Origin of the sequence: Cryobacterium sp. M15 (assembly GCF_002929675.1) — a bacterium.
In the GTDB taxonomy this organism is placed as follows: Bacteria; Actinomycetota; Actinomycetes; order Actinomycetales; family Microbacteriaceae; genus Cryobacterium; species Cryobacterium lyxosi.
In genome coordinates this window covers 38,888-56,948 of the sequence record NZ_PJJW01000028.1, presented here as the reverse complement: position 1 = coordinate 56,948, position 18,061 = coordinate 38,888, and the positions used below count along the sequence as shown (strand labels likewise).

Here is an 18,061-nt window from a genome sequence, read left to right as displayed (position 1 = left end):
CGCGCTCGGCGTGTCACGGCCCGGCCGCTACCTGGACAGCGCCAGCGCCGAACCGAGGCCGAGCGTGTCGAGGAACAGATGTACGTAGCGGTCGACGTCGACGTCGAGGGCAACTTCAGCGGCTTCCCACTCGCCGACCAGGCCGTGCACGATGTCCTCGCCCGGATGCGTACGCTTGTCCACGATCGTCTGGCCGCGGCCGTAACCGGACAGCTGCACCCGTAAGGGCAGCATCGCCGTCTCCAACGCGCCCGGGTCGACCAGGGCACAGAGGGCGCCGGCATCGCCGATCAGGCCGGAATAGTCGGCGTTGCGGCCCGAACCGAGCGCGATCCGGTTGTCGAGGAGCTGACCGACAACGTGGGCGAGGTCGGAGTCGCTGTGCATGAGTGCAGTGGTGACGTGCTCCGGAATCGCAACCTGGTTGAACACGTCGAGTCCGTACATAAAGGTGGGCACGCCGGAATCAAGCACGATGGCCGCGGCTTCCGGGTCATGCCACACGTTGAATTCAGCGACGGCGGTGGCGTTGCCGACCGTGGTAGATCCGCCCATGAAGACGATGCGCTCGATCTTGCTGACCACATCGGGGTATTGGCGCAGCAACAGCGCCAGGTTGGTTTGCGGGGCCAGTCCAACCAGGGTGACCGGGTGCGGGCTGGCCACAATCAGCTTGCGCATGAGCTCGACCGAACTGATCGGCTCTGCGCGTCGGTCGGTCGGCGGAAGCTGCAGGGTACCGAGGCCACCTTCGCCGTGCACGTGCGCGGCTGATCGGGCTGGCTCGAGCAAAGGACGCCGGGCGCCGGCAGCGACAGGAATATACGGGGCATCCGCGACATCGAGAATACGCAGGGTGTTCTCGACCACGCGCTCGAGCGAGGCATTGCCGGCCACGCAACTAATGCCGAGCACGTTGATGCCCGGGTGAGCGAGCGCGAACAGAATGGCCAGGGCGTCGTCGACCCCGGTGTCAACGTCGAGGATGACGGGGATCGCCCTGGGGGCCGCGGAATTAGTCATCCGCTCACCCTATTACTTTGAATATGCCCCCAAATCACATCAGTGGTTTTTGGGCCGTGATCGAGCGCTGGCGAACGAAGTTCGCACGGGTGAGCGGGCCCCTATCGAACCAGGCGCACCTCGTGCAGTCTCTCGCCGAGCACCTCTTCGTTGCGCTCGAGACCATCCGCGAGGTAGCCATTTCGGGCGTAGAAAGCGTGGGCCCGGGGGTTGTCTGCGGCTACCCACAACGACGACGGACCCGGGTCGACGACGGAATCGAAGAGCTGCTGGCCAACGCCTAAACCGTGATTGGCCTCGAGCAGGTACATGAAGAACAACTCGTTCGGGGTGGGATGGTCACCGTCGCGCGTCGGCCCGCTGCCGGCGAAGCCCACAATCTCGCCATCGACGAGCACGACATGCTGGCGGTACTGCGCACCCTGGGCCGTGAAGCGGCCCCAGAGGGCGGCCAGACGCTGTGGCCGCAGCTGCGACAGGGCGGCCTGGCTGAGCAGGTGATCGTAGGTTTCATGCCAGCAGGCGGCGTGAACGCGGCCCAGGCTTTCGGCATCTGTTTCACTGACGGGTCGAACGACAACTGTGGTGTTCATGCTTCGACACTAACCGTGTTTGGGAGTGTGTCGTGACGCTCGGATACCGCAAACGGGCCGATCTCGAAAAGAGACCGACCCGTTTTCACTGTTGTTTCAAGCGGATGCTGCGGGATGAGCCCGTGAAGACTAGCCCTGCGAGCGACGCGGAGCCGAACGACCGGCCCCACCCGAGCCCGGTCCGCGAACGAGTCCGCCGACCTGGAGGCTGCCGACGCGCGCTCCGCCGGAACGACCAGCGGCCGAACCGGAACGAGGTGCGCTGGCCGCGCCAGCCGGACGGCCGGATCGCTCGCGACGAGCGCCGCCGGCCGAGGCCGTGTCGCCGCCACGGCCACGGCCGCCGTCGGTGCGCTCGGTGCGCTCGGTGCGGGCACCGTCGCGATTTGCCCCGGAGCGGCTGGCACCGGCATCGCGGCCGCCACGGCTGGAATCACCTTCACGGCTGGGGCGAGCACTGCGCTCGCCCTGGGCACGGCCGCCTTGCGAGCGGCCGCCCTGCGAGCGCCCACCCTGCGACTGGCGCTGCTGCTGCGGTGCCTCGACACGGGGAAGCGGCTTGACGTAGGCGGCGACGTCGCCGACGAGGGCGTCAACGGCGGGAGAGGAGGAGTCCACGCGCTGCGGGGTCACCTTGATGGCGGCCTTGCGCAGCAGGGCGTCGGTGTCGCGCTTCTGCTCGGGCAGCACCACGGTAACGACGTCACCGGCGCTGCCGGCACGGGCGGTACGGCCCGAACGGTGCAGGTAGGCCTTGTGCTCGGCCGGCGGGTCAACGTGGATCACGAGTTCGATGTCGTCGACGTGCACGCCGCGAGCGGCGACATCGGTTGCGACGAGAACCTTGACCGTGCCGGCGCTGAACGCGGCGAGGTTGCGGTCACGGGCCACCTGCGAGAGGTTTCCGTGCAGGTCGACGGAGGGAATGCCCGCGTCGGTGAGGCTTTTGGCGAGCTTCTTGGCCTGGTGCTTGGTGCGCATGAAGAGGATGCGACGGCCCGAGCCGCTCGCCAGCTTCTGCACGAGCTCTTTCTTGGCGTCGACGCCGGACACCTCGAACACGTGGTGGGTCATGGCCGAGACGTGGCTCGTCACCTCGTCGACCGAGTGCATCACCGGGTCGTGCAGAAAACGCTTGACGATCTTGTCTACGCCGTTGTCGAGGGTGGCGGAGAACAGCATGCGCTGGCCGGTACCGGGGGTCTTATCGAGGATGCGGGTGACGACGGGCAGAAAGCCGAGGTCGGCCATGTGGTCGGCCTCGTCGAGCACGGTGATCTCGATGGTGTCGAGGTTGACGAAGCCCTGCTTCATGAGGTCTTCGAGCCGGCCGGGGCAGGCTACGACGATATCGACACCGGCCTTGAGAGCGGCGACCTGACGGCCCTGCGAGACGCCACCGAAGATGGTGGTGGTGTTGAGGCCATAGGCCTCAGCAAGGGGGGTGATCGCGTTGGTGATCTGAGTGGCGAGCTCGCGGGTCGGCGCGAGGATCAGGCCGAGCGGGCGGCCCGGGCGACGCTTGCCGCCGGCGAGGTTGCCGCCGAGGCGCGAGACCATCGGGATGGAGAAGGCCAGGGTCTTGCCCGAGCCGGTCTTGCCCCGGCCGAGCACGTCGCGGCCGTTCAAGGTGTCAGGAAGAGTATCGACCTGAATCGGGAAGGCGGTGTCGATTCCCTGGGAAGAGAGAACCTTGACCAGGGGAGCAGGCACGCCGAGCGTGCCAAAGGTTGTAGACAAAATGGTGCCTTTCAGGGCATCAGTCTCCTCGCCCGTTCGCTTTATCGCGCAGCGATAAGCAAACCAGGAGGATTCACATGGCGAAGGTGCCGAAGGGCACATCCGTTCGCCGTAAGAATGTTTCATTCGAAAAATCAGGTCAGCCTTGGTGGGCCGCCGGATAAAGAAGAGGGCGTTCTACGACGCAGCAAGCGCAACTACGCACTCGCAAGTACTCCTACTCTAGCGGATGCTGTCAAATCGGCGGCAGAGCCCTAGAAATGGTCGCCGTGGTAGAGCTCGCCGACAGGCACCTCGACGTCGATAATGTTGCCGCCCTGCGGCAGTGGGCAGGCCCACATCGGGTCGTACGCGCAGGAAGGGTTATAGGCGAAGTTGAAGTCGAGGATGAGGCTGTCGTCGCCCGTGCCCGGACCGAGGTCGGCGCCCTTGATGGTGTCGAGAAGGTAGCGTCCACCGCCATAGGTCCCGTCGCTTTTGCCAGCGAGGGCGTCTTTGAGCGGCAGGAACAAGCCGCCGCCGTAACTCGCCAGTCGCCACACGTCGAGCGAACCGAGGTAGGGCAGTCGCACGGTGCCGACCAGATCGAATGGCACCGTGCCGTCAGTTCCCGTTTCCACGTTCATGCGATGCGGCTGTTCGGCCCGGTGTACCTCTACCTCGAAGCGCCAGTCGGGGTCATAGGCGGCAATCGGCAGTCCGGTGAATGCCGCGCGGGCGTCGCGCAACAACGGTGACGACGGATGCCCGGCGAACAGTTCGTCTCGCCCGGAACGCCACAGTTCGTGCCCGCTCGCCGGGCTGGTCGCGCTCAGCTGACGCACCCCCGCGTACAGTCCGGTCACGAGGCGACGCCAGTCGGCGATCTGTAGGGCAGCGAGGGAAGAGCTCATGTGGCTACGCTACCGCCGAGGGCATGATTCACACGAAGCGATCTGCTACGACTCGGTGTTCTCAGCCTTCTCGGTGTTCTCAGCCTTCTCGGCGTTCTCGGCGTTCTCGGCATCCTCAGTTGGGGTCACCCGTTGCGCCGAAGGCACGAAGTCCGGGTCGTCGATGCCGATGTCGTACTGCCAGTTGGGCGCGAGATGCTTCAGGCGCAGCATCCGCCACTGCCAGAACGCCCAGAAGGTCGGCCAGAGCGCGATCGTCGCCGGGCGTCCGTGAAAAATGAGCTGGTCGCGGTACAGCGTTTTGCCGGTGCCGGCCGGGTCAGGGGCGATCGCCATGCGGTGGTCCCAGAGCGTGACCGCACTCAGTGCGCCCGACACACCACGACCGGTATCGCGCAGAATTCGCACCCCATCGGCACGGTGCGTCGAATTGGCCAGCCGAATGACCTGGGTGCCCATCGGCACCAGACCGAGCATGGAGAATTCGGCGGGGTGTTCGCCCGGCTCCCAGCGGGTGGGAAAACCGTCGGCTTCGAGCGACTCCACCGCCATGAACGGGCTACTCACCTCACGGAAGACGGCCGGGCTGTGGATGGCGTGCCAGGCGGCATCCGGTGGGCAGTCGAGGATCTCTTTGAGCAGTACGCGCATTGACCCAGTTTGGTCTGAGCGTGGCGTGCGGCACAACTAAATGCAGTACAAATGACAGGTGGCAATTCGGTTCTGGCTCGGCGTTGTACACCGCGAGCACGTGCTGCGCGGGGTCGATTTGGGCATCGCCCGCGCCAACCGCGGTGCCGGAGACCTCCTCAAGCAAATGGGGGAAGCCGATGGCATCGTCTACTACTCGCCGAAGACCGCGATCGAGGGCGACCCGCTCAGGGAGTTCACCGCGATCGGCCGCATAGCGGATGCCCACGCCTATCAGGTGGGCGACCCGGGTAACTCGTGGCGACCCTGGCGACGCCGGGCCGACTACGACCTGGATGCCTGGCCCGCGAGCATCCGCCCGCTGCTGTCGGTGCTGCAACTGACCCAGGGCAATCCCAACTGGGGGTTCCAACTGCGGCGCGGCGTGCTTGAAATCTCGCGGCACGACTTCGAGATGATCCGGCAGCAGATGCGGCGGCCCTCTGCCGACGACCGGTAGGGCGTTTGGTCAGTATTTTTTTATTAGACTCAAGCGCATGAATGGCGATCTCTGGTGGGTACCCTCGGTCATCGTTGTCGGCCTCGTGGTAGCCGGGGTCTGGGCGCTGGTGGCAGCCTCGCGCCGGCGCACGCGAACCCGGCTCGGGCAGGTGAACGCGGCCGCCACCGAGCTGGAGCGCAGCGCTTCGAGCAGCCTGGTCCGCGCCGACGACCTTGTGCAGGACGCCAGTGACGAACTCAGTTTCGCCATCGCCCAGTTCGGTGAATCCGCGACGCAGGAGTTTGCGGCGGCGCTCACGACGTCCAAGCGCCAGCTCAGCGACGCCTTCGCGCTGCAGCAGAAGCTCGACGACGCTGTGCCGGATACCGCTCTAGAACGCACCCGCTGGAACCAGCAGATTGTTCAATTCGCCGATGAGGCGACCGCCCGACTGAGTAACCAGGCCCGCAATTTCACCGCCAAACGCGGCGTTGAACGTAATGCCCCGCAGCAGATGGATGAACTGCGCCGACGCCTCGACCGAATGTCCGATCGGGTTGCCGGCGGCGCGAACACCCTGGCCCGACTGGGCTTGAGCTATTCCGCGGCGGCGCTCGCACCGATCAGCGGCAACGTCGGTCGGGCCGGTACCGCTCTCGACGGGGCGCGGGCGAGTGCCGATGCCGCGGTTACCCGCCTCGAAGCAGCGTCGTCCGAACCGGTGGGGGAGCAATTGCAGGCTGCAGAGCACGCCCTATTTCAGGCAACACAACTGCTCGATGCGATCGAAACCGGCGAAGACCAGCTTCATCGCGGCTTCGCCAACCTGCAACAGGCACTGGATGCTGCCAGCTTGGAACTCGCCGAAGCCCGCGCACTGCGCGACAATCACGAGGAATCCGACACGAGCGCGTCACTCAATCACGTCATCACCGACGCCGCAGCGGTCCAGGCATCGCTCCGCGATCCCGTTCGGCTAAGCGACCCGGCCGCAGATCTCTTGACCCTTGAGACGGCGATGAACGGGCTGGACAGCATCCGCTCGGAGGCGCGCAACCGCCAGCTGCGCCTCGACAACGCCCGAACGGCCCTGGCCGGCGCGCTGCTCACGGTGCGCAGCCAGATCACGCTCACCCGAGATTTCGTGGCTGCCAATCGGGGTCGGGTGCAAGCCGCCGGGCGCACCCGCCTCGCCGAAGCCGAGCGGCAGCTCGCGCTCGCCGTGGCCGAGAGCGACCCGGTGACGGCGCTCGATACCGCGCGTCGAGCGATGACGCACGCAACGGACGCCGACGCCCTGGCCCGCTACGACGTGCACTGACCCGCGGTCGCCGAACGTGGGTCAGCGCGAACGTCGGTCAGCGCGAACGTGGGTCAGCACGAACGTCGGTCAGTACGAACGTGGGTCAGCGCGAACGTCGGTTAGCGCGGCGGCGGCAGCCCTGGCCCGGCGGAGGCCGCAGCCCGACGCCGGATGGCCGGTGTGATTTCGCGCCGCAGCCAGCTGATGGCGTGGGCCTGGTCGAAACGGCGCGCGCACAGGCCACAAGCGAGGGGCCGGGTGGGCTGCCGATACCGAAAGTGAGTGTGGCCGGCCGGGCAGGTGCCCACCCACGGGGCGAGCTCATTGGCGATCTCGCCGTCGTGGGTGCGCTTGCCGTCGTAGCCGAGGTCGAGTGCCATTTTCTTCCAGCGGGGTCCGTGCCCGGCGCGCGGCCCGGCCAGGGCATGCGCGACCTCGTGCAACAGGATCTGGTGCACGTCGTCGTCGGCATACCGGGAGGCGAGGTAACGCGAGACAGTGATGTGCTTCGAACTGAAATTGCATAGGCCTGCCCGCTTCTTGGCATTGTCGAAGCCGAAGGTCCAACCGGGGTCGAGGTGCGCCGCGATGAGCGCGTCGGCCCACCGGCGCACCTGCGTGAGATCGGCCATCAGGGTGCCTGCGTTCTCGCGCCGCAAGAGGGCGTTTGGGCGAGATGTGTCGTGTGGATCATCAGGGACCGACCACTACCTGAAAGAGCCGGTCGTCGCCGGCCGCCGGGGAGCCGCGGCCATCCGTGTTATTACTCACAAACCACAGTGTGCCAGCAGGGCCCGACACCACGTCGCGCAACCGGCCATAGTCCTGCACAAACCACTCGGTGGGTTCGGTTGTGGAGGACGGGCCGGTGATGGGGATGCTCCAAAGTCGTTGACCGCGCAGGCTCGCCATGAAGATGGTGTCGTTCACGATGGTGATACCGCTCGGGCTGGCCTGGTCGGTCGACCACTGCTGTTGAGGATCGATATAGGCCTCGTCACCGGCTTGGCCTTCGACCAGCGGCCAGCCGAAGTTGCCGCCGGGAACGATGCGGTTGAGCTCGTCCCAGGTGTTCTGGCCAAACTCGCTCGCCCAGAGCTGCCCGCGTGAGTCCCAGGCGAGCCCCTGCGGATTCCGGTGCCCGAACGAGTACACCACGGTGCTGAAGGGGTTGTCCTCCGGTACGCCGCCGGTCGGTGTCAGGCGCAGAATCTTACCGCCGAGCGAACCCAGGTCCTGGGCGTTGGCCGGGTCTCCGGCGTCTCCGGCGGTCGCGTAGAGCAGGCCGTCCGGCCCGAACGCGATCCGACCACCATTGTGATTTCCGGCCCGCGGGATCGAATCGAGCACGAGGGTGGGCGCCCCGAGGGTGTGGCTGCCCGGCGAGCCGGCCAGCGGCATCCGCTCGATGCGGTTGTCGGTTGCGGTCGAAAAATAGGCGTAGACCCAGCCGGCGCCGCCGGGAGCCGCTTCGTCGGCCAGAAAAGCCAGGCCGAGCAGCCCGCCCTCACCATTGGGCTGTGCGGCTTCGATCGTGCCAGCTACGCGCAGGCTGCCACCGGGAAGTAACTCGCGCACCCGGGTCGTGTCGCGTTCGCTGATGAGGGTGGCGCCGCCGGGCAGTCGCAGAATCGACCACGGAGCCTGAAGCCCCGAGGCGATCACGACCGGTTCTGCGACCGGATGCACCGGCGTCAGGTCCGCGGTCCCGGTCGCGCCGGGCGCGGAGGGGGCTGGTGTCGACGTTCTCGGTGTGGCGCGCGGCGCCTCCGCGCTGCACGCGGCCAGCGCCAGAACCAGCAGGGCAGCCGACACTGTGGCAGCCGCTCGCTGAAACGTATGAAAAGTCACCGTTCACCTCGCCTTCGTGGTGAACACAGCATGCCGTAGAACGCGCCCGACGGCCAGTACCCCGCCACGACGCACCGTAACTCCTGCAATTTGCGGCGCCGCTCCCCGGGCGCCGCAAGATTGTGCGGGTGGTTGAGTTGCAGGCATCGAATTGCAGGAGTTATGCGGGAAGGGAATTGGACCCGCGGGCCGCGATGTGCGACTCCACTACTGCAACGGCGAGCAGTGAGCTGTCGAGTTCGTCGGCGTCTGCGCCGTCTTTCTCGCGCAGAAAAACGGCCGCGGTGAAGTCCGCAAGCGCGCCGTCGAGGTTGCCCTGGTCGAAGTACACCTTGCCGCGGTGCTGCCGGGCGTAGGCGGCCAGCCTGGTCCACTCGTGCACCTCAGAGTCGAGGATGCAATGGGTCAGTTCGCTCGCGGCCTCGTCGAGCTTGCCCTGAAACTGCAAAACCTGGGCACGACGGATGCGACTGGCCACCGCCTGCTCCCGGTTGCCGGTGAAGCGGGACTGGCGCAGCGCCTCGTTCGCAATTTCCCAGGCTTCGTCGAGCCGACCGACCAGACGCAGCAGGGCGACCTTCTCGTTGAGGGCGGCCAGACTCCGCAGGTTGCCGAGCTCGACGAGCCGCTCGCCGGCGGCCAGCAGGTCAACTTTTTCGCGCAGAGTGATGGGGTCGTAACCGATGATGAAACTCAGGGTGTGTTCCTGTAATGACGAGGGCGGCCGGGGCCGCGCGGGATAAACGGGTGCCCCCAGAATACCGCCGCCAATGTGAATCCGGTCGCAGGTCAGTGCCCAATCTGAAACACCGTGCGGCCCGGTAACGGCGACTGCGTCGACGTCTCGTCGGTCGCCACGAGCGACCCGGCCATGAACTGCTTCAGCTCGGTGCCCTCGATCACCTTGGCCGGGTGCGGTCCGTTCGCAAGCAGCCGGGGAATCCAGTTGAGGTCGATCGGGGTGTGCGCGGCGATGAATACGATGTTGCCGAAGCGGCGGCCCTTGAGCACCTGCGTCTCGGCGAATCCGATCACGTGCGGAAACACCGCCGAGAGGGTTGCGGCCTGGCCACGAGCGAACGCGAGGCCGGGGCCATCCGCTACGTTGACGGCGAGCACGCCGCGCGGCGACAACAGCGGAGCGGCGAGAGCGAAGAATTCGCGGCTCGTGACGTGTTTCGGGGTGCGCGCGCCCGAGAAGATATCCACCACGACAAGGTCGACGGCTCCCTGGAGTCCGGCCGGCAGCTTGCCGAGCACCTCGCGGGCATCGCCGTGGCGCACGCGCAGCTGGGCGCGCTTGTCCCACGGCAAAACCTCCCGCACGAGGTCGATCAGGTCGCTCTCGATCTCGACGACCTGCTGGCGGGAGCCCGGCCGGGTCGCCTCCACATAGCGCGGCAGGGTCAGCGCGCCCGCTCCGAGGTGCACGGCGGTGATTGGCTCGTGAGGTTCCCCGAGCAGGTCGATGACGTGCCCGATGCGCTGGATGTACTCGAAGAACAGCTCATCGGGGTGGTCGATGTTCACGTGCGACTGCGGCGTGCCGTCGACCACGAGCTGAAAGCTGCCGGGAGTGAACCGGTCGGGTTCGATCACCGCCGTGTGCCCGCTCAACTTCAAGACGACAGCCGGATGCTCGTCGGATGCCTCACCCTTACGCCCAGTACTCATGGTTCCAGTCTGCGCCCTGGCTGCTCGCGATCTGCGCGCACCATCCGTTCCGGGAGCATAAGACGTGCCGTTTTGCGGCGGCCAAGCGGGCAGTTCGTGCGCTTCCGCGGTGGGTAGAGCGGCGGGTTATACCTGAGAATTTACACATATGCAAGATTCGGGTGGACATGCCGCTAATTGGGGCATATGCTTACTCCTTACGCTCCCAGAAAAACCTTGCCTTCATATTGCGGTCGGCTTTGCGTGTTCAAGCCACCTTGAGGCACATTTCCTACGAGATTCTTTCCTAGGGTCTGCGGAGTCATCACCAATAACAATAACTAGACCTGACGGGGTCCACGGAGGTTATTTCCTTGGCTGCTGCGCGCAACGCAACCACCAACTCACCCAAGAACGGCCGCTCAGCTGAGCGCCTGTCGTTCGCAAAGATCAGCGACCACTTGAACGTTCCGGATCTGCTCGCTTTGCAGACCGAGAGCTTCGACTGGCTTGTCGGCAACGACATCTGGAAGGCTCGCATCGCCGAGGCCCAGAAAGCCGGCCGCCAGGACCTGCCGAATCGCACCGGGCTCGATGAGATCTTCGAGGAGATCTCTCCCATCGAAGACCTCGGCGAAACGATGCAGCTGTCCTTCACCAACCCGGAGCTCGAGCCGGAGAAGTACACCATTGATGAGTGCAAGGAAAAGGGTAAGACCTACTCCGCACCCCTCTACGTGAACGCTGAGTTCATGAACCACCTCACCGGTGAGATCAAAACCCAGACCGTGTTCATGGGTGACTTCCCGTTGATGACCCCCAAGGGCACCTTCGTGATCAACGGCACCGAGCGTGTCGTCGTGTCGCAGCTGGTGCGCTCCCCGGGCGTGTATTTCAACCGCGAGCAGGAGAAGACGTCTGACAAGGACATCTACTCAGCCCGTGTCATTCCGAGCCGTGGTGCCTGGCTCGAATTCGAGATCGACAAGCGCGACCAGGTCGGTGTGCGCATCGACCGCAAGCGCAAGCAGTCCGTCACCGTGTTCCTGAAGGCCCTCGGTCTCACCAGCGAGGAGATCCTCGAGGAGTTCAAGGGTTACGCGTCCATCGAGCTCACCCTCGAGAAGGACAACATCCTCACCAAGGAAGAAGCCCTCAAGGACATCTACCGCAAGCTCCGCCCCGGCGAGCAGGTTGCCGCCGAGGCTGCGCGTGCGCTCCTCGACAACTTCTTCTTCAACTCCAAGCGCTACGACCTGGCCAAGGTTGGTCGTTACAAGATCAACCGCAAGCTCGGCCTCGAAGCGCCGCTGAGTGACTCCGTACTGACGCTGGCGGACATCCTGGCCACCATCAAGTACCTGGTCGCCCTGCACGACAACCAGACCACCCTTCCGGGCCTGCGCGACGGCAAGATGACCGACATCAACATCGACATCGACGACATCGACCACTTCGGTAACCGTCGTATCCGTGCTGTTGGCGAGCTCATCCAGAACCAGGTGCGTACCGGCCTGTCCCGCATGGAACGCGTCGTTCGTGAGCGCATGACCACGCAGGATATCGAAGCGATCACCCCGCAGACCCTGATCAACGTGCGCCCCGTCGTGGCTGCGATCAAGGAGTTCTTCGGTACATCCCAGCTCTCGCAGTTCATGGACCAGAACAACCCGCTCGCCGGATTGACGCACAAGCGTCGCCTCAGCGCGCTGGGCCCGGGTGGTCTGTCCCGCGACCGCGCCGGCGTCGAGGTGCGAGACGTTCACCCCTCGCACTACGGCCGCATGTGCCCCATTGAGACCCCGGAAGGCCCGAACATCGGCCTGATCGGTTCGCTCGCCTCGTTCGCGCAGATCAATGCGTTCGGTTTCATCGAGACGCCGTACCGTCGTGTACTCAACAACAAGGTCACCGAGACGATCGATTACCTCACCGCGAGCGAAGAGGACGACTTCATCGTCGCCCAGGCCAACGCGCCGCTCACCAAGGACTCGCACTTTGCCGAGGCCCGCGTGCTCGCTCGTAAGAAGGGTGGCGAGGTCGACCTCGTTCCCGCTGAAGACATCGGCTACATGGATGTCTCGCCGCGTCAGATGGTGTCGGTCGCGACCAGCCTCATCCCGTTCCTCGAGCACGACGATGCAAACCGCGCACTCATGGGTGCCAACATGCAGCGTCAGGCGGTGCCGCTGCTGCTTTCCGACAGCCCACTCGTCGGAACCGGCATGGAGGTCTACACGGCCATCGACGCCGGTGACGTGCTCACCGCGTCGAAGCCCGGTGTGGTCTCCGAGGTGTCGGCTGACGTCGTCACCATCCAGCTCGATGAGGGCGGCACGCAGGACTACTACCTGCGCAAGTTCTCGCGCTCCAACCAGGGCACGAGCTTCAACCACCGCGTGATCGTCAACGCCGGTGAGCGCATCGAAGCCGGCGAGGTTATCGCCGACGGACCCGCCACCGACCAGGGCGAGCTCGCCCTCGGAAAGAACCTGCTCGTGGCATTCATGCCGTGGGAAGGCTACAACTTCGAGGACGCGATCATCCTGAGCCAGAACCTGGTCAAGGACGACACCCTCTCCTCGATTCACATCGAAGAGTACGAAGTGGATGCCCGCGACACCAAGCTGGGTAAGGAAGAGATTACTCGCGACCTTCCCAACGTGTCCCCGGACTTCCTCGCCGACCTCGACGAGCGTGGCATCATCCGGATCGGAGCCGAGGTTCGCCCCGGCGACATCCTCGTGGGCAAGGTCACGCCGAAGGGCGAGACCGAGCTGTCCGCGGAGGAGCGCCTGCTGCGCGCCATCTTCAACGAGAAGAGCCGCGAAGTTCGCGACACGAGCTTGAAGGTTCCCCACGGTGAGCGCGGCACCATCATCGGTGTCAAGGTGTTCGACTCGCAGGACGGCGACGACGAGCTCGGCTCGGGCGTCAACCAGCGCGTGGTCGTGTTCATCGCCCAGAAGCGCAAGATCACCGAGGGTGACAAGCTCGCCGGCCGTCACGGCAACAAGGGTGTCATCTCCCGCATTCTGCCGATCGAGGACATGCCGTTCCTCGCCGACGGAACCCCGGTCGACATCATCCTCAACCCGCTCGGTATCCCCGGTCGCATGAACTTCGGCCAGGTGCTCGAAACGCACCTCGGCTGGATTGCGAAGCAGGGCTGGAACGTCGAGGGTAAGCCGAAATGGGCTGCTCGTCTTCCGGAGCACGCTTTCAGTGCCGCCCCCGGCACGAAGGTCGCCACCCCGGTATTCGACGGCGCGCTCGAGATCGAGATCGAGGGTCTCCTGGACTCCACGACCCTGACCCGCGACGGCGAACGCCTCATCGGTTCCACCGGAAAGACCCAGCTCTTCGACGGCCGCTCCGGCGAGCCGTTCCCGATGCCGGTGTCCGTTGGATACATGTACATCCTGAAGCTCCACCACCTCGTCGACGACAAGATCCACGCTCGTTCGACCGGCCCGTACTCCATGATCACGCAGCAGCCGCTGGGTGGTAAGGCGCAGTTCGGTGGACAGCGTTTCGGTGAGATGGAGGTGTGGGCGCTCGAAGCATACGGAGCTGCTTATGCCCTGCAGGAACTCCTGACCATCAAGTCTGACGATATCCTCGGCCGCGTCAAGGTGTACGAAGCCATCGTCAAGGGTGAGAACATCCAGGAACCCGGCATTCCCGAGAGCTTCAAGGTTCTGATCAAGGAAATGCAGTCGCTGTGTTTGAACGTCGAGGTGCTCTCGGCCGATGGCACCGCAGTCAGCCTGCGCGACACGGATGACGAGGTGTTCCGTGCTGCGGAAGAGCTCGGCATCAATATTTCCACCCGGTTTGAGTCGTCGTCCATCGACGACATCTAAGCCTGGCCCGAAGAAACTTCGAAAACTTTCCAAGGAGAGAAATTGCTCGACGTAACAACATTTGACGAGCTTCGTATTGGCCTGGCTACCGCTGACGACATCCGTCGTTGGTCGCACGGTGAGGTCAAGAAGCCCGAAACCATCAACTACCGCACGCTCAAGCCGGAAAAAGACGGCCTGTTCGGCGAGCAGATCTTCGGCCCCTCGCGGGACTGGGAATGCTCGTGCGGCAAGTACAAGCGTGTTCGCTTCAAAGGAATCGTCTGCGAGCGTTGCGGTGTAGAGGTCACGAAGTCGTCGGTGCGCCGTGAGCGCATGGGCCACATCGAACTCGCTGCCCCGGTCACGCACATCTGGTACTTCAAGGGTGTGCCCTCGCGTCTCGGCTACCTGCTGGACATGGCTCCGAAGGACCTCGAAAAGGTCATCTACTTCGCCGCATACATGGTCATCACGGTTGACGAAGACGGTCGCCACCAGGACATGCCCGGCCTCGAGAACGAGCTGCGTCTCGAACTCAAGACCATCGAGTCCAGCCGCGACTCGCGCATCGCCGATCGCCTGCAGCGCCTCGAAACCGACCTCGCAGCACTGGAGGCCGAAGGCGCCAAGAGCGACCAGAAGAAGCGCACGAAAGACGCCGCCGAAAAGGAAATGGGCCAGGTTCGTAAGTCCCTGGACGAGCAGATCGCGCACCTCGAGCGCGTGTGGGAAGACTTCCGCACCCTCAAGGTCGGCGACCTGAAGCCGGAAGATTCCGTTTTCCACGAGCTCCAGGACCGTTTCGGTATGTACTTCGAGGCCTTCATGGGTGCCGAAGCCATCAAGAAGCGCCTCGAGGCCTTCGACCTGGTCACCGAGAGCGAAAACCTGCACCTGCAGATCGCCGAGGGCAAGGGTCAGAAGAAGATCCGCGCCATCAAGCGCCTGCGCGTGGTGAACGCGTTCATCATGACCGGCAACTCGCCGGCCGGAATGGTGCTCGACGTCGTTCCCGTGCTCCCGCCGGAACTGCGCCCGATGGTTCAGCTCGACGGTGGACGTTTCGCCACGAGCGACCTGAACGACCTCTACCGTCGTGTGATCAACCGCAACAACCGCCTGCGTCGTCTGCTCGACCTCGGTGCTCCCGAGATCATCGTGAACAACGAAAAGCGCATGCTGCAGGAGGCCGTCGACGCACTGTTCGACAACGGTCGTCGTGGTCGCCCCGTTACCGGTACCGGTAACCGTGCCCTGAAGTCCCTGAGCGACATGCTCAAGGGAAAGCAGGGTCGGTTCCGTCAGAACCTGCTCGGCAAGCGCGTGGACTACTCGGGCCGTTCGGTCATCGTGGTCGGCCCGCAGCTCAAGCTGCACCAGTGTGGTCTGCCCAAGCAGATGGCACTCGAGCTGTTCAAGCCGTTCGTGATCAAGCGCCTGATCGATTTGAGCCACGCTCAGAACATCAAGGCAGCCAAGCGCATGGTCGAACGCTCACGTCCGCAGGTCTGGGACGTGCTCGAGGAGATCATCCGCGAGCGCCCCGTCATGCTCAACCGTGCACCCACCCTGCACCGCCTGGGCATCCAGGCCTTCGAGCCTCAGCTCGTTGAAGGTAAGGCAATCCAGCTGCACCCGCTCGTCTGCGCGGCGTTCAACGCCGACTTCGACGGTGACCAGATGGCTGTCCACCTTCCGCTTTCCGTTGAGGCCCAGGCCGAGGCACGCATCCTGATGCTCGCCTCGAACAACATCCTCAAGCCGTCTGACGGCCGCCCGGTCACCTTGCCCACCCAGGACATGATCATCGGTCTGCACCACCTCACCACGATGAAGGAAGGTGTGGTCGGAGAAGGCCGTGCTTTCTCCAGCGTGTCTGAGGCCATTCTCGCGTTCGACCAGAAGTCGCTCGACCTGAATGCCAAGGTGCGCATCCGCTTGACCGACAAGTACTTCACCGAGGGCACGCAGCCCGACGGTGTCGAACTGGTCAACGGTCAGGCTGTCGGAACCGTTCTGGTCACCACGAGCCTCGGCCGCGCCATCTTCAACGAGGCGCTCCCGGCCGACTACCCGTACTTCGAAGACGTTGCCAACAAGGTCACCATGTCGACCATTGTCAACGACCTCGCGGAGCGGTACGTCAAGGTGGAGGTTGCTGCAACCCTCGACCGGATCAAGGATGCCGGTTTCTACTGGGCAACCCGTTCCGGTGTGACCGTTGCGCTGAGCGACATCCTCACCCCGCCGAACAAGCCGCAGATCGTTGCCGGCTATGAGAAGCAGGCCGCCAAGGTTCAGGCACAGTTCGAGAAGGGTCTCACGACCGACCTCGAGCGTCGCCAGGAGCTCATCCAGATCTGGACCCGTGCCACGGAGGACGTCGCCGCAGCCATGCAGGCGAACTTCCCGGCCGACAACACCATCAACCGCATGGTCACCTCTGGTGCTCGTGGTAACTGGCTGCAGGTGCGCAACATCGCCGGCATGCGAGGCCTCGTGAACAACCCGAAGGGTGAGATCATCCCTCGCCCGATCATCTCGAGCTACCGCGAAGGCCTGTCCGTCGCCGAGTACTTCATTGCTACTCACGGTGCTCGTAAGGGACTGGCTGACACGGCTCTGCGTACCGCTGACTCGGGTTACCTCACCCGTCGTCTGGTGGACGTCTCGCAGGATGTCATCATCCGCGAAGACGACTGCGGAACGACGAAGGGTCTCGAACTGCCCATCGCCGGAACCGATGCCACGACCGGTGCGCTCCTGCGTGACGAAGACGGCGGACTGCTGGTCGACTTCAACGTCGAGAACGCGGTCTACGCTCGCAGCCTGGCCGCAGCCGCGGTCAACGCTGCTGGTGAGGTCATCGCCGACGCCGGAGACGATGTCGGAGACGTGCTCATCGCCAAGCTCATCGCCGGTGGTGTCGAAACCATCAAGGTGCGCTCGGTACTCACCTGTGAGTCGGCTGTCGGTGTGTGTGCGGTCTGCTACGGCCGGTCGCTCGCAACGGGCCAGCTCGTCGACATCGGTGAGGCCGTCGGTATCATCGCCGCACAGTCCATCGGTGAGCCCGGCACCCAGCTGACCATGCGTACCTTCCACACGGGTGGGTCGGCATCCGCTGACGACATCACCCAGGGTCTGCCGCGTGTTCAGGAGCTGTTCGAGGCGCGCACCCCCAAGGGTGCGTCACCCATCGTCGACTCCGCCGGACGCATCACGATCGAGGACTCGGACAAGGGTCGTAAGGTCATCCTGACCCCCGACAACGGCGACGAAGCAATCGCCTACCCGGTGCTGAAGCGTTCAACCCTTCTCGTTGAGGATGGTCAGCACGTCGATCTCGGACAGCAGATCATCATCGGCGCCGTCGACCCGAAGGAAGTTCTTCGCGTCAAGGGTGTTCGCGCGGTGCAGAAGCACCTCGTCTCCGGTGTGCAGGAGGTCTACCGTTCGCAGGGTGTACCGATTCACGACAAGCACATCGAGGTCATCGTTCGTCAGATGCTTCGTAAGGTGACCGTCGTCGAACACGGTGACACCGGACTGCTCCCGGGCGAGCTCGTTGATCGGTTGAAGTACAACGACCTCAACCGCACCGCGCTCACCGAGGGCAAGAAGACGGCATCCGCTCGCCAGGAGGTCATGGGTATCACCAAGGCTTCCCTCGCGACCGAGTCCTGGCTGTCGGCCGCTTCCTTCCAGGAAACCACCCGGGTTCTGACCCAGGCGGCCATGGAAGGCAAGAGCGACCCGCTGATGGGCCTCAAGGAGAACGTGATCATCGGTAAGTTGATCCCGGCCGGCACCGGTCTTCCCCGCTACCGCGACGTTAGCGTCGAGGCGACGGAAGAAGCCAAGGCTGAGCGTTACCCGAACCGCATCTTCACCGAAGATGCCACGTTCGCCGAGGGTGACCTGAGCTTCGTCGATTTCGACAGTTTCTCGTCGGACGACCTGACTCCGGGAACGTATAACTAGTACCCGGCAGCTCTAAACGGATGGCCCCTGCTTCGGCAGGG

The 18,061-nt window shown here is 64.5% G+C and carries 14 protein-coding genes; 5 read left to right on the top strand and 9 right to left on the bottom strand.

Annotated elements, in window-relative coordinates:
• Positions 1-27: 27 nt before the first annotated feature.
• The 5 genes from CXY83_RS02650 to CXY83_RS02630 all read right to left on the bottom strand — a co-directional run bounded on the left by CXY83_RS02650 (position 28) and on the right by CXY83_RS02630 (position 4,900).
• Positions 28-1,023, bottom strand: coding sequence for a nucleoside hydrolase (locus CXY83_RS02650; RefSeq protein ID WP_104195860.1), 996 nt, complete (start codon positions 1,021-1,023; stop codon positions 28-30).
• Positions 1,024-1,124: 101 nt separating this feature from the next.
• Positions 1,125-1,616 (bottom strand): GNAT family N-acetyltransferase, encoded by a 492-nt coding sequence (locus CXY83_RS02645; protein ID WP_104195859.1) that lies wholly within the window; start codon positions 1,614-1,616, stop codon positions 1,125-1,127.
• 129 nt (positions 1,617-1,745) lie between these two features.
• Positions 1,746-3,359 carry a DEAD/DEAH box helicase gene (locus CXY83_RS02640; RefSeq protein ID WP_104195896.1) on the bottom strand — a complete coding sequence of 538 codons (1,614 nt, stop codon included), beginning with the start codon at positions 3,357-3,359 and terminating at the stop codon, positions 1,746-1,748.
• A gap of 251 nt (positions 3,360-3,610) precedes the next feature.
• Positions 3,611-4,249, bottom strand: a complete 639-nt coding sequence (locus CXY83_RS02635) for a DUF1684 domain-containing protein (RefSeq protein WP_104195858.1) — start codon at positions 4,247-4,249, stop codon at positions 3,611-3,613.
• 45 nt (positions 4,250-4,294) lie between these two features.
• On the bottom strand, positions 4,295-4,900 hold the full coding sequence (locus CXY83_RS02630; RefSeq protein ID WP_104195857.1) for a hypothetical protein: 606 nt from the start codon (positions 4,898-4,900) through the stop codon (positions 4,295-4,297).
• A gap of 58 nt (positions 4,901-4,958) precedes the next feature.
• Between CXY83_RS02630 and CXY83_RS02625 the strand changes: the two genes are divergently transcribed.
• Both CXY83_RS02625 and CXY83_RS02620 read left to right on the top strand, forming a co-directional pair.
• Positions 4,959-5,399 (top strand): EVE domain-containing protein, encoded by a 441-nt coding sequence (locus tag CXY83_RS02625; RefSeq protein ID WP_233193347.1) that lies wholly within the window; start codon positions 4,959-4,961, stop codon positions 5,397-5,399.
• A 37-nt stretch (positions 5,400-5,436) separates the two neighbouring features.
• Complete coding sequence (locus CXY83_RS02620) at positions 5,437-6,702, top strand: hypothetical protein (protein WP_104195856.1); 1,266 nt, start codon at positions 5,437-5,439, stop codon at positions 6,700-6,702.
• A gap of 101 nt (positions 6,703-6,803) precedes the next feature.
• Here CXY83_RS02620 and CXY83_RS02615 read toward each other — a convergent pair whose 3' ends face one another.
• From CXY83_RS02615 to CXY83_RS18010, 3 genes are all read right to left on the bottom strand, one after another.
• Positions 6,804-7,316: a SprT-like domain-containing protein gene (locus CXY83_RS02615; protein WP_104195855.1), complete on the bottom strand. Its 513-nt coding sequence runs from the start codon at positions 7,314-7,316 to the stop codon at positions 6,804-6,806.
• Positions 7,317-7,377: 61 nt separating this feature from the next.
• The gene (locus CXY83_RS02610; RefSeq protein ID WP_174722243.1) at positions 7,378-8,535 is read right to left on the bottom strand and encodes a sorbosone dehydrogenase family protein; all 1,158 of its coding nucleotides are present in this window, start codon (positions 8,533-8,535) and stop codon (positions 7,378-7,380) included.
• A 160-nt stretch (positions 8,536-8,695) separates the two neighbouring features.
• Positions 8,696-8,917, bottom strand: a complete 222-nt coding sequence (locus tag CXY83_RS18010; protein ID WP_233193346.1) for a hypothetical protein — start codon at positions 8,915-8,917, stop codon at positions 8,696-8,698.
• A gap of 18 nt (positions 8,918-8,935) precedes the next feature.
• Between CXY83_RS18010 and CXY83_RS18005 the strand changes: the two genes are divergently transcribed.
• Positions 8,936-9,247, top strand: a complete 312-nt coding sequence (locus tag CXY83_RS18005; protein WP_233200535.1) for a hypothetical protein — start codon at positions 8,936-8,938, stop codon at positions 9,245-9,247.
• Between the two features lie 77 nt (positions 9,248-9,324).
• On the opposite strand, the gene CXY83_RS02600 is transcribed toward CXY83_RS18005, so the two are convergent.
• Positions 9,325-10,209, bottom strand: a complete 885-nt coding sequence (locus tag CXY83_RS02600; RefSeq protein ID WP_104195854.1) for a spermidine synthase — start codon at positions 10,207-10,209, stop codon at positions 9,325-9,327.
• A 353-nt stretch (positions 10,210-10,562) separates the two neighbouring features.
• Here CXY83_RS02600 and rpoB point away from each other — a divergent pair, with 353 nt between their 5' ends.
• The gene (gene rpoB / locus CXY83_RS02595; protein WP_104126823.1) at positions 10,563-14,054 is read left to right on the top strand and encodes a DNA-directed RNA polymerase subunit beta; all 3,492 of its coding nucleotides are present in this window, start codon (positions 10,563-10,565) and stop codon (positions 14,052-14,054) included.
• A gap of 42 nt (positions 14,055-14,096) precedes the next feature.
• Positions 14,097-18,020 carry a DNA-directed RNA polymerase subunit beta' gene (locus tag CXY83_RS02590; RefSeq protein ID WP_104195853.1) on the top strand — a complete coding sequence of 1,308 codons (3,924 nt, stop codon included), beginning with the start codon at positions 14,097-14,099 and terminating at the stop codon, positions 18,018-18,020.
• Positions 18,021-18,061: the final 41 nt, after the last annotated feature.

Coding starts and splice junctions, on each gene's coding strand:
- CXY83_RS02650 (WP_104195860.1), bottom strand. CDS start 1,023: ATGACTAATTCCGCGGCCCCCAGGGCGATCCCCGTCATCCTCGACGTT.
- CXY83_RS02645 (WP_104195859.1), bottom strand. CDS start 1,616: ATGAACACCACAGTTGTCGTTCGACCCGTCAGTGAAACAGATGCCGAA.
- CXY83_RS02635 (WP_104195858.1), bottom strand. CDS start 4,249: ATGAGCTCTTCCCTCGCTGCCCTACAGATCGCCGACTGGCGTCGCCTC.
- CXY83_RS02630 (WP_104195857.1), bottom strand. CDS start 4,900: ATGCGCGTACTGCTCAAAGAGATCCTCGACTGCCCACCGGATGCCGCC.
- CXY83_RS02620 (WP_104195856.1), top strand. CDS start 5,437: ATGAATGGCGATCTCTGGTGGGTACCCTCGGTCATCGTTGTCGGCCTC.
- CXY83_RS02615 (WP_104195855.1), bottom strand. CDS start 7,316: ATGGCCGATCTCACGCAGGTGCGCCGGTGGGCCGACGCGCTCATCGCG.
- CXY83_RS18005 (WP_233200535.1), top strand. CDS start 8,936: ATGGGTCAGTTCGCTCGCGGCCTCGTCGAGCTTGCCCTGAAACTGCAA.
- CXY83_RS02600 (WP_104195854.1), bottom strand. CDS start 10,209: ATGAGTACTGGGCGTAAGGGTGAGGCATCCGACGAGCATCCGGCTGTC.